The 9,900-nt window shown below is 74.5% G+C and carries 9 protein-coding genes; 6 read left to right on the plus strand and 3 right to left on the minus strand.

The features are described from left to right. Positions 1–153: 153 nt before the first annotated feature. The 4 genes from ADL22_RS10270 (at position 154) to msrB (ending at position 4,032) form a co-directional block, all read left to right on the plus strand. The gene (locus tag ADL22_RS10270; RefSeq protein ID WP_066976020.1) at positions 154–1,401 is read left to right on the plus strand and encodes a sensor histidine kinase; all 1,248 of its coding nucleotides are present in this window, start codon (positions 154–156) and stop codon (positions 1,399–1,401) included. Beyond that, the gene (locus ADL22_RS10275; RefSeq protein ID WP_066976022.1) at positions 1,398–2,039 is read left to right on the plus strand and encodes a response regulator; all 642 of its coding nucleotides are present in this window, start codon (positions 1,398–1,400) and stop codon (positions 2,037–2,039) included. The genes ADL22_RS10270 and ADL22_RS10275 overlap by 4 nt, the downstream gene beginning before the upstream one ends. A gap of 169 nt (positions 2,040–2,208) precedes the next feature. Continuing rightward, the gene (gene murC / locus ADL22_RS10280; RefSeq protein ID WP_066976024.1) at positions 2,209–3,609 is read left to right on the plus strand and encodes a UDP-N-acetylmuramate--L-alanine ligase; all 1,401 of its coding nucleotides are present in this window, start codon (positions 2,209–2,211) and stop codon (positions 3,607–3,609) included. A 15-nt stretch (positions 3,610–3,624) separates the two neighbouring features. Then, the gene (msrB, locus tag ADL22_RS10285; protein ID WP_066976026.1) at positions 3,625–4,032 is read left to right on the plus strand and encodes a peptide-methionine (R)-S-oxide reductase MsrB; all 408 of its coding nucleotides are present in this window, start codon (positions 3,625–3,627) and stop codon (positions 4,030–4,032) included. Between the two features lie 18 nt (positions 4,033–4,050). Here the strand turns inward: msrB and ADL22_RS10290 are convergent, their stop codons facing one another. From ADL22_RS10290 to ADL22_RS10300, 3 genes are all read right to left on the minus strand, one after another. After that, the gene (locus ADL22_RS10290; RefSeq protein WP_066976028.1) at positions 4,051–4,710 is read right to left on the minus strand and encodes a 4'-phosphopantetheinyl transferase family protein; all 660 of its coding nucleotides are present in this window, start codon (positions 4,708–4,710) and stop codon (positions 4,051–4,053) included. Further along, positions 4,707–5,624: a metallophosphoesterase family protein gene (locus tag ADL22_RS10295; protein ID WP_066976030.1), complete on the minus strand. Its 918-nt coding sequence runs from the start codon at positions 5,622–5,624 to the stop codon at positions 4,707–4,709. Before ADL22_RS10295 ends, ADL22_RS10290 begins: the two co-directional genes overlap by 4 nt. Positions 5,625–5,703: 79 nt before the next feature. Beyond that, positions 5,704–7,296 carry a PucR family transcriptional regulator gene (locus ADL22_RS10300; RefSeq protein WP_066976032.1) on the minus strand — a complete coding sequence of 531 codons (1,593 nt, stop codon included), beginning with the start codon at positions 7,294–7,296 and terminating at the stop codon, positions 5,704–5,706. Positions 7,297–7,454: 158 nt separating this feature from the next. Here ADL22_RS10300 and ADL22_RS10305 point away from each other — a divergent pair, with 158 nt between their 5' ends. Beyond that, positions 7,455–8,948 (plus strand): purine-cytosine permease family protein, encoded by a 1,494-nt coding sequence (locus tag ADL22_RS10305; RefSeq protein WP_066976034.1) that lies wholly within the window; start codon positions 7,455–7,457, stop codon positions 8,946–8,948. Positions 8,949–9,143: 195 nt separating this feature from the next. Continuing rightward, positions 9,144–9,677, plus strand: coding sequence for a type 1 glutamine amidotransferase domain-containing protein (locus ADL22_RS10310; RefSeq protein WP_066976036.1), 534 nt, complete (start codon positions 9,144–9,146; stop codon positions 9,675–9,677). Positions 9,678–9,900: the final 223 nt, after the last annotated feature.

Here is a 9,900-nt window from a genome sequence, read left to right on the forward strand (position 1 = left end):
TCCACCGTCGCCCGGGGCGGGGGCCCGGGGCATCGCGCCCGGGAGTGGTTCCGCGCGGCCGAAGGGTGCGGTCCGGAGGCCGCCTTTCGGCCGCCCGGCCTCCACCTTTCGGTTGATGCCGGGCCCGCGGCCGGCCCGTAGCCTGAAGGGGCCGTGACCGAAGAAGCCAGGACCGACCACTCCCTCACGCCCGTATTGCGCGTGCTGCGCCTGTGCCTCCACCTGATGGTGGCCGCGCTGCTCGCGCTCGCCGCCGTCCGCGCGGTGGCCGGCGGCGCGCCCGCGGCCCCCGCCGTGCTCGCCACCGCCGCGGTCCTCCTGGCGCTCTACGTCCTCGGGCCCGCGCTGCCCCGGGTCCGCGGCTCGGCCCGCGCCGCCGCGCTCTGGCTCGCCGCCGTCGCGGCCGTGTGGCTGGTGCTGCTGGCGCTCACCCCCGACGGCGTCTGGCTGGCCTTCCCGCTCTTCTTCGTCGAACTCCACCTGCTGCCGCTGCGCTGGGCGCTGCCCGCCGTCACCGCCAGTACGGCCGCCGCCATCGCCGGTTTCGCCTGGCACACCGGCACCCTCGGCGTCGGCACCCTCATCGGCCCGGTCCTGGGCGCCGCGGTCGCGGTAGCCGTGGTGCTCGGCTACCAAGCCCTCTACCGGGAGAGCGAGCAGCGCCGCCGCCTCATCGAGGAGCTGACCGAGGCCCGCAGCGACCTGGCCGCCGCCGAGCGGGCCGCCGGCGTCCTGGCCGAACGCGAGCGGCTGGCCCGCGAGATCCACGACACCCTCGCCCAGGGCCTGTCCAGCATCCAACTGCTGCTCCGGGCCGCCGAACGCGCCGTACCGGAGCGGCCGGAGACCGCCCTGGGCCATATCCGCCAGGCCCGGACGGCCGCCGTCGACAACCTCGCCGAGGCCCGCCGCTTCGTCCGCGCCCTCAGCCCGCCCGGCCTGGAGGCCGGTTCGCTGCCGGCCGCCCTGGAGCGGCTGTGCGCCGCCACCGCCCGCACCTCCGGGCTCGCCGTGCACTGCCAGGTCTCCGGCGCCCCCGCCCCGCTGCCCACCCCGCACGAGGTCGCCCTGCTGCGCATCGCCCAGTCCGCGCTGGCCAACACCGTCCAGCACGCCGCCGCCCGCCGCGTCGAGCTGACCCTGAGCTACATGGACACCGAGGTCGCCCTCGACGTCGTCGACGACGGCACCGGCTTCGTGCCCGCCGACGTGCCGCCCCCCGGCTCCGCGGCGGCCGGCGGCTCCGGCTTCGGCCTGGCCGCCATGCGCGCCCGGGCCCGCGCCCTCCAAGGGACCCTGGCCGTCGAGTCCGCCCCCGGGGAGGGCACCGCCCTCGCCGTCACCCTGCCCTGCCCCGACCCGTCCGCCGTCCCCGGTACCGCCCAGGAAGCCGCCCCGTGACCGCATCCGCCGCCCCCGTCCGGCTGCTGCTCGCCGACGACCACCCCGTCGTACGGGCCGGGCTGCGCGCCGTCCTGGAGACCGAACCGGACTTCGAGATCGCCGCCGATGTGCCGACCGCCGAGGAGGCCGTGGCACTGGCCGCCCGCCTGGACGTCGACGTGGTCCTCATGGACCTCCAGTTCGGCGGCCGGATGCTGGGCTCGCGGGCCACCGCCGAGATCACCGCCCGCCCCGGCGCGCCCCGCGTCCTGATCCTGACGACCTACGACAGCGACGCCGACATCCTCGCCGCCATCGAGGCCGGCGCCACCGGCTACCTCCTCAAGGACGCCCCGCCGGACGAGCTGGCCGCCGCGGTGCGGTCCGCCGCGGCCGGGAAGTCCGCGCTCGCCCCCACCGTCGCGCTGCGCCTGATGGACCGGATGCGGACGCCCGCCGCCGCCCTGTCCCGCCGCGAGACCGAGGTCCTCCAGCTCGTCGCCGACGGGCTGTCCAACGCGGCGATCAGCAAACGCCTCTTCCTCAGCCAGGCGACCGTGAAGTCCCACCTCGTCCATATTTATTCGAAGCTCGGGGTGGAGTCCCGCACCGCCGCGGTCGCCGCCGCCACCGCCCGCGGCCTGATCCGCCGCTGAGCCGCCGCGCCGCACCCCGCGCGGGGCCGCGGACCGCCGCTGTCAGTGCCGGGTGCGAGAATCGTCCGCAGCACGAGGGACGGCGGTCCGGCGTACGGCACCCCGCGTACCGGCCCCGCGCCCCCGCGCCGCCCGCACGCCACGCTCGACGATCAGGGAGAGACCGCCCATGGCACCCGCCATCCCAGCCACGATGGAACGGCCGCACTTCATCGGCATCGGCGGCGCCGGCATGTCGGGCATCGCCAAGATCCTCACCCAGCGCGGCGCCCGGGTGGCGGGCAGCGACGCCAAGGACTCCGCGACCGCCCAGGCCCTGCGCGCCCTCGGCGCCACCGTCCACCTCGGCCACGCCGCCGAGCACCTCGCCCCGGACGCCACCGCCGTCGTCGTCTCCTCCGCGATCCGGCCGGACAACCCCGAGCTGGCCGCCGCCCGCGAGCGCGGCATCCCCGTCGTCCACCGCTCCGACGCGCTGGCCGCCCTCATGGAGGGCCTGCGCCCGATCGCCGTCGCCGGCACCCACGGCAAGACCACCACCACGTCCATGCTCGCCGTCTCCCTCGGCGCCCTGGGCCTGAAGCCGTCCTACGCCATCGGCGGCGACCTCGACGCCCCCGGGTCGAACGCCGAGCACGGCAGCGGCCAGATCTTCGTCGCCGAGGCCGACGAGAGCGACCGCAGCTTCCACAAGTACGCCCCCGAGGTCGCCATCGTCCTCAACGTCGAGCTGGACCACCACGCCAACTACGCCTCGATGGACGAGATCTACGCCTCGTTCGAGACCTTCGCCGGCCGCATCCGCCCCGGCGGCACCCTGGTCATCTCCGCCGACCACCCCGGCGCCCGCGAGCTGACCGCCCGGCTGAAGCGCGACGACATCGAGATCGTCACCTACGGCGAGTCCAAGGACGCCGGCGTCCGCATCCTCCAGATCACCCCGCACGGCCTGACCAGCGACGTCACCGTCACCCTCACCAGCGGCAAGATCCTCACCTTCACCGTCTCCGTCCCCGGCCGGCACTACGCCCACAACGCCGTCGCCGCCCTGGCCGCCGGCGTCGCCCTGGACCTCCCGCCGCACCAGCTCGCCGACGCGCTCGGCAAGTACACCGGCGTCAAGCGCCGCCTCCAGCTCAAGGGCGAGGCCGCCGGCGTCCAGGTCATCGACTCCTACGCCCACCACCCCACCGAGATGACCGCCGACCTGGAGGCCATCCGCTGCGCCATCGCGGAGACCGGCGGCCGGATCCTCGTCGTCTTCCAGCCCCACCTGTACTCCCGCACCCAGGAGCTGGGCACCGAGATGGGCCAGGCCCTCGCCCTCGCCGACGCCTCCGTCGTCCTGGACATCTACCCGGCCCGCGAGGACCCGATCCCGGGCGTCACCAGCGCCCTGATCACCGACGCCGCCCGCGCCGCCGGCGCCGACGTCACCCCCGAGGCCGACAAGGCCGCGATCCCGGACCTCATCGCCGGAATGACCCGCCCCGGCGACCTTGTTCTCACCATGGGCGCGGGCGATGTGACCGACCTCGGCCCCGCCATCCTGTCCCGCCTGGGCGCATGAGCTGAGGAGGCCCCCATGCCGTACGAGATCGACAAGCCCGACGACCAGTGGCGCGCCGAGCTGTCCCCGGCCGAGTACCACGTCCTCCGCCAGGGCGGCACCGAGCCCGCCTTCCGCGGCGAGTACACCGACACCAAGACCGCCGGCGTCTACTCCTGCCGCGCCTGCGGCGCCGAACTCTTCCGCTCCGACACCAAGTTCGAGAGCCACTGCGGCTGGCCGTCCTTCTACGACCCCAAGGACACCGACGCCGTCGAGCTCCTGGAGGACCGCAGCCACGGCATGCTCCGCACCGAGGTCCGCTGCGCCCGCTGCGGCTCCCACCTCGGCCACGTCTTCGCGGGCGAGGGCTACCCCACCCCCACCGACCAGCGCTACTGCATCAACTCCATCTCGTTGAAGCTGATCCCGGACGAGGGGTGAGCGCGGCCGCCCGCCCCCTCACCTCGCCACCACCACCGCCGTCATCACCAGCCCCGAGCCGATCAGCCAGCGGCCGGTGAAGGTGGTGAGGGGGCGGCCGGAGAGGGTGGGGCCGGGGACGAGGAGGCGGGCGGTGAAGGTGGCGTCGGTGGGGTCGAGGGTGAGGTGGGCGTCCTCGAAGCCGAGCCAGCGGCCGGTGAGGGGGTACCACGCCTTGTAGACGCTCTCCTTGGCGCTGAAGACCAGGCGGTCCCAGCAGATCTCCGGCTGGTGCGCGGCGAGGCGGGTGAGCTGGGCGCGCTCCTCGGGGAGGGTGACGAGGCCGAGGACGCCGGGGTCGTCGATGGGGGCGTGCGGTTCGGCGTCCACGCCGAGGGAGCGGATGTCCGTGGTACGGGCCACCGCGGCGCCGCGGTAGCCGGTGCAGTGGGTCATCGCGCCGGCGATCCCGTCCGGCCAGCGCGGCGCCCGCCCGGGGCCGGGCAGGATCGGCGCCGGGGCGATACCGAACGACGCCAGGGCGCGGCGGGCGCAGTTGCGGACCGTGCCGAATTCCCGCTGCCGGTGCGGTACCGCCCGCTCGACCAGCGCGAACTCCTCCGGGTACATCTCCTCGACGGGGTCGTCGGTGAAGGATTCGGCGGTGGCTATCGGCGCGGGCAGCAGCTTCTCGATCACGCGGGCACTCCGGTGGTCGCGGCGGGCAGGATCTGGACCGGGCGGCCGGGGGAGCCGGAGCGGCGCCGCCATTCGCGAGGGTAGCCGAGCGACACCTCCTGGTGGGGCACTCCGTCCCACAGGATCAGCCGCGGGATGTGCAGATGCCCGTAGACGACCGTGGCGGCGCGGAAGCGGCGCGGCCAGTCGGCGGTGGCCTCCGTGCCGCACCACAGGGCGAACTCCGGGTACCGCAGCGGGCGGGTGGGTTCGCGGACCAGCGGCCAGTGGTTGACCAGGACGGTGGGCAGGTCGGCGGGGAGCGCGGCGAGCCGCTCCTCGGCCGAGGCGACGCGGGCCCGGGACCACGCCTCCCGGCTCGGGTACGGGTCGGGGTGGAGGAAGTACTCGTCGGTGCAGACGATGCCCGCCTTCTCGGCGATGGCGAGGGCCTCTTGGGCGGAGGCGGCGCCCGGCATACGGAAGGTGTAGTCGTAGAGGAGGAAGAGGGGGGCGATGACGGCCGGGCCGCCGGCGCCCTCCCAGACGGGGTACGGGTCCTCGGGCGTGACCACGCCCAGTTCCCGGCACATCTCCACCAGGTACTCGTAGCGGGCCACGCCGCGCAGCTGGACCGGGTCCTTGGCGGGGGTCCACAGCTCGTGGTTGCCGGGCACCCACACCACCTTGGCGAAGCGGCCGCTCAGCAGGGTCAGCGCCCAGCGGATGTCCTCGGCGTACTCGCCGACGTCCCCGGCGACCAGCAGCCAGTCGTCGTCGGACTCCGGGGTGAGCCGCTCGACGATGTCGCGGTTCTCCCCGTACCGGACGTGCAGATCGCTGACGGCCACCAGCCGGCCCCCGCGCGAGGCGGGGGCCGGGGCGGCGGTGGCGTGCTCGGCGCCGGGGGCGAAGGTGCGGATCTCGTAGGTCACCTCAGCAGTAAAGACGGTGACGGGGGGAGAGTGAAGCGCCTTTGGGGGGAGCGGGGTTGTGTGCCGCGCGGCCCGCTGGTTACCGCGCCCCGCCCGGTGCGCGGCCGCCGCGTCGGATGCGGGTGGCGAGCCAGAGGTCGAAGCGGTCGTCGGGGTCGTCGAGGCGGCGGCCGGTGAGGTCCATGGCCTTGTCGAGGCGGTTGCGGACGGTGTGGCGGTGGACGCCGAGCCGGCGGCTGGTGGCGTCCCAGGCGCCGCCGGTCTCCAGCCAGGCGGCGAGGGTGGCGATCAGCTCCTCGCCGTTGTCGGCGAGATCCAGCGGGCCGAGCACGGTGTCGGCGTAGCCGAGCAGCGTCCGGCGGTCGCCGAGCTCCAGCAGCAGCCGCGCGGCCTCGCTCTGCCGGGCCTCGGCGGGGGCGCCGCTGGTCCGGCTGACGGCCAGCAGACCGGCCGCCTGCCGCAGCGAGACCCGTACCGCCTCCGGCGTGGTGGCCGGCCCGATGCCCGCCGGGCAGTGCGGTGCGAAGCGGCCCAGCACCGCGTGGATGTCCAGCTCCTCCCCGGCCACCGCCTCGATCAGCGGCCCCCGCGCGGCGGACGGTCCCGCCGTCACCCGCACCAGCCCGCCGGGCATCGCCAGCGCCAGATCGGCCGCCATCTCCTGCGCCGCGGCCTCGGACAGCACGGCCGGCGAGGGCGCCCCGCCCGGGCCGCGCGGACCGGTGGCGGGCGCCGCCTCCACGACCACGGCCCGGACCCGTTCCGCCGACAGGCCCGCCGACGCCAGCATGTCCCGGGCCCGGTCGGCGGTCAGGTCCTCGTCCGCCAGCAGCTCCGACAGCAGCGCCGACCGCCGCCGGCGCTCCGGCTCGTCCCGCAGATGGCGCCGCTCCAGCTCCAGGGAGAGGAGGGAGATGAGCCCGGGGACGACCGCGCGGGCGGCGTCGTCGGGGCGGCCGGCGAGCAGCAGCAGCCCGCGCAGCCGGCGCGCGCCCAGCGGCTGCACCTCCAGCTGCCGGCCGCCGGCCGTACTGGTCGCGCTGCCGCGCAGACCGCGCGCGGCGACCCGTTCGATCAGATCGCGGGCCTGGTCGAGGGGGACCCGCGGCTCCTGTTCGGCGGCCGCCAGCTGGCGGCCCAGCGGGTCCAGGACCGTGGCGCCGACGCCGGTCGCCGCCGTCCACTCCGCCAGCATCGGCTGGAGTCCGTCGCTGGTCGCCGCGGCCGCGGTCAGCCGCCGCTGGGTGGCGAACGCGCGGTGCAGCACCTCCCGCTGCTCGGCGGCCCGGGCGTCGAAGACCGCCTTGGTGACGGCGATGAACGGCACCTCGTCCGGCACCGTGAGCAGCGGCAGCCCGGCCTCCTTCGCCGCCGCGACCAGCACCTCCGGCGCCTCCTGGTACGGCAGGCCGTGGCCCAGCCCGAGCGCCAGGCAGACCGCGCCGCCCTCGGCGACGTCCCGGACGTACGCCCGGCAGGCGTCCGGCTCCATCGGCAGCAGCAGCCCGATGGTCATCAGCAGTTCGCCGCCCTGGAGCCACTTGCCCGGGGTGAGCAGGTCGGAGACGGTCGCCGCCTCGATGGTGCGGGCCAGCAGCTCCGGCGGGACCTCGTAGGTCAGGGAAAGGTGCAGGCCGGGCCGGTCCAGCAGGTCCGAGAGACGCAGAGGCATAGACATAGTGTCCACCACATATCTATTGAATGGACGATCGGGCGATCGAGTCCCGGCGGGCGGGCGCCTAGGTTCACACCACCGCGGAACCGGCAGGCCCCTGCGCCCGGCCCGCGGCCCCACCCCGCACACCTGTCGCCCCGCCCGAGGAGTAGCCCATGGATCCCACGGCACCCATGGAAGGCACGAGCGAGGGGCGAGGCTCCCGCATGATCGAGGTCCGCTCCATCGACTACGTGCCGGTCCGCGAACGGCACGGGAAGGTGTGGCACCAGGGCCCGTTCTGGTTCACCGGCAACTTCGTGCTCACCACGATGGTCACCGGCTTCCTCGGCCCGGCCCTGGGCCTGAGCCTGCCCGCCTCCGTCGCGGCCGTCGTCCTCGGCGCCTGCTTCGGCACCTTCTTCATGGCCTTCCACGCCAACCAGGGTCCGCGGATGGGCCTGCCGCAGATGATCCAGTCGCGGGCGCAGTTCGGCATCCGCGGCGCGATCGTCCCGTTCACCGCGGTGGTCTTCGTCTACGTCGGCTTCAACGTCTTCAACGTCGTCCTGGCCGCGCAGGGCCTGCGCACGGTCTTCCCCGGCGGCACCACCCTCTGGTACGTGCTGATCATCGGCGTCGCCATCGTGCTCGCCGTCGTCGGCCACGATCTGCTGCACCTCGTCCAGCGCTGGCTGACGTATGTGCTGATCGCGGTCTTCGGCGTGCTCACCGTCGGCGCCCTGGCCACCCTGCACCCGCACGCCGCGGCCGCCGCCGGCCACGCCGGGCACGCTTCCTGGACGTCGTTCCTGGTCGTCTTCTCCGCCGCGGCCGGCTACCAGATCAGCTACGCGGTCTACGTCTCGGACTACTCCCGCTACCTGCCCCGCGACGTCCCGGCGCGCAAGGTCATCTGGTGGACGTACGCGGGCGCGGCCGGCTCCGCGGCGTGGCTGATGTCGCTGGGCGCGCTGCTCTCCTCGGCGCTGCCGCACCCGGACGCGATCAACGGCATCCGCCAGGTCGGCAACGCGATCCTGCCCGGCTTCGGCACCTTCGCGGTGGTCGTCTCCTCCGTCGCGCTGATCGGCATCATGGCCGTCAACGCGTACGGCGCGATGCTCACCACCACCAGCGCGGTCGACGCCTTCCGCGCGGTGAAGCCGACCGTCCGGATCCGGATCGCCGGCATCGTGGCCATCGGCGTGATCATCTTCGCGGTGGCGATGCTGCTGCCGGAGAACTACCTGGCGAGCTTCAACACCTTCGTGCTGATGATGCTCTACTTCCTGATCCCGTGGACGGCGGTCAACCTCGTCGACTTCTACTGGGTCCGGCGCGGCCACTACGCGGTCACCGCGATCTTCGACCCGTCCGGGATCTACGGCCGCTGGTCCTGGCGCGGAATCGCCGCCTACGCGGCCGGGTTCGTGGCGATGATCCCGTTCTTCTCCACGTCCTTCTACACCGGGCCGGTCACCGAGGCGCTGGGCGGCGCGGACCTGGCCTTCGTACCGGGCCTGCTGGTCGGCGGCGGCCTGTACTACCTGCTCAGCCGCAACCTCGACCTGGCGGCGGAGGAGGCGGCGGTCGCCGCCAGCGAGCGGGAGCTGGAGGGCGCGGAGGCGGCCGGTCCGGAGGCGGCCGGGGCGCCGTCCCCGGTGTGAGGCCGCCCGCCGGGGCCCGGGGCTCGGGGCCTGGGTCCCGGGACGCCGCTGACCTCAGCGGATGACCCGCGCCCTTCCTCCCGATATGGTCGGTCGGGAGAGAAATCCACCGACCGACCGTCGTTTTCCGGCCGTCCCGCCCGGTGGCCCGCACCACCGGGCCGGGGCATCCGGACGAAGGGAAGTGAGCGCTCCATGCAGGTCGCGTTTCTGGTCGCCCCCGAGGGCACCGAGCAGGTCGAGCTGACCGAGCCCTGGAAGGCCGTCAAGGCCGCGGGCGGCACGCCGAAGCTGATCTCCACCGAGTCGGGCCGGATCCAGGCGTTTCACCACCTCGACAAGGCCGACACCTTCCCCGTCGACCTGACCGTGGACGCCGCGTCCGTCGCGGACTTCGACGGCCTGGTCCTCCCCGGCGGCGTCGCCAACCCCGACGCGCTCCGCCTCGACAAGGGCGCCGTCGCGCTGATCGCCTCGTTCTTCGAGACCGGCAAGCCGGTCGCGGCGATCTGCCACGCCCCGTGGACCCTGGTCGAGGCCGATGTGGTCCGCGGCCGGACCCTGACGTCCTGGCCCAGTCTGCAGACCGATATCCGCAACGCCGGCGGCACCTGGACCGACCAGGAGGTCGTCCGCTGCACCGGGGGTCCCAACACCCTCATCACCAGCCGCAAACCGGCCGATCTGGAAGCCTTCTGCAAGGCCGTGGTGGAGGAGTTCAAGGCGTAGTCGCTACTGCGTTTCTTACGGGCCCCGCCGGGCGTATGCGCCGGGCGGGGCCCGTGGTGCGTACGGGACCCGGCCCGGCAGTTCGCTCCCCGGCCGGTCAGTCCTCCGTCAGTACGGCCACCGACTCGCCGGGGAGGCGGAGGGTGCCGTCCGGTGACGGGTCGTGGGGGTGCGGCCAGCCGGTGACGGGGCGGAGGGGGGCGGGCTTTCGCGCCGGGCGACC

The organism is Streptomyces sp. NRRL F-4489, assembly GCF_001509485.1.
Classification (GTDB): Bacteria; Actinomycetota; Actinomycetes; order Streptomycetales; family Streptomycetaceae; genus Streptomyces.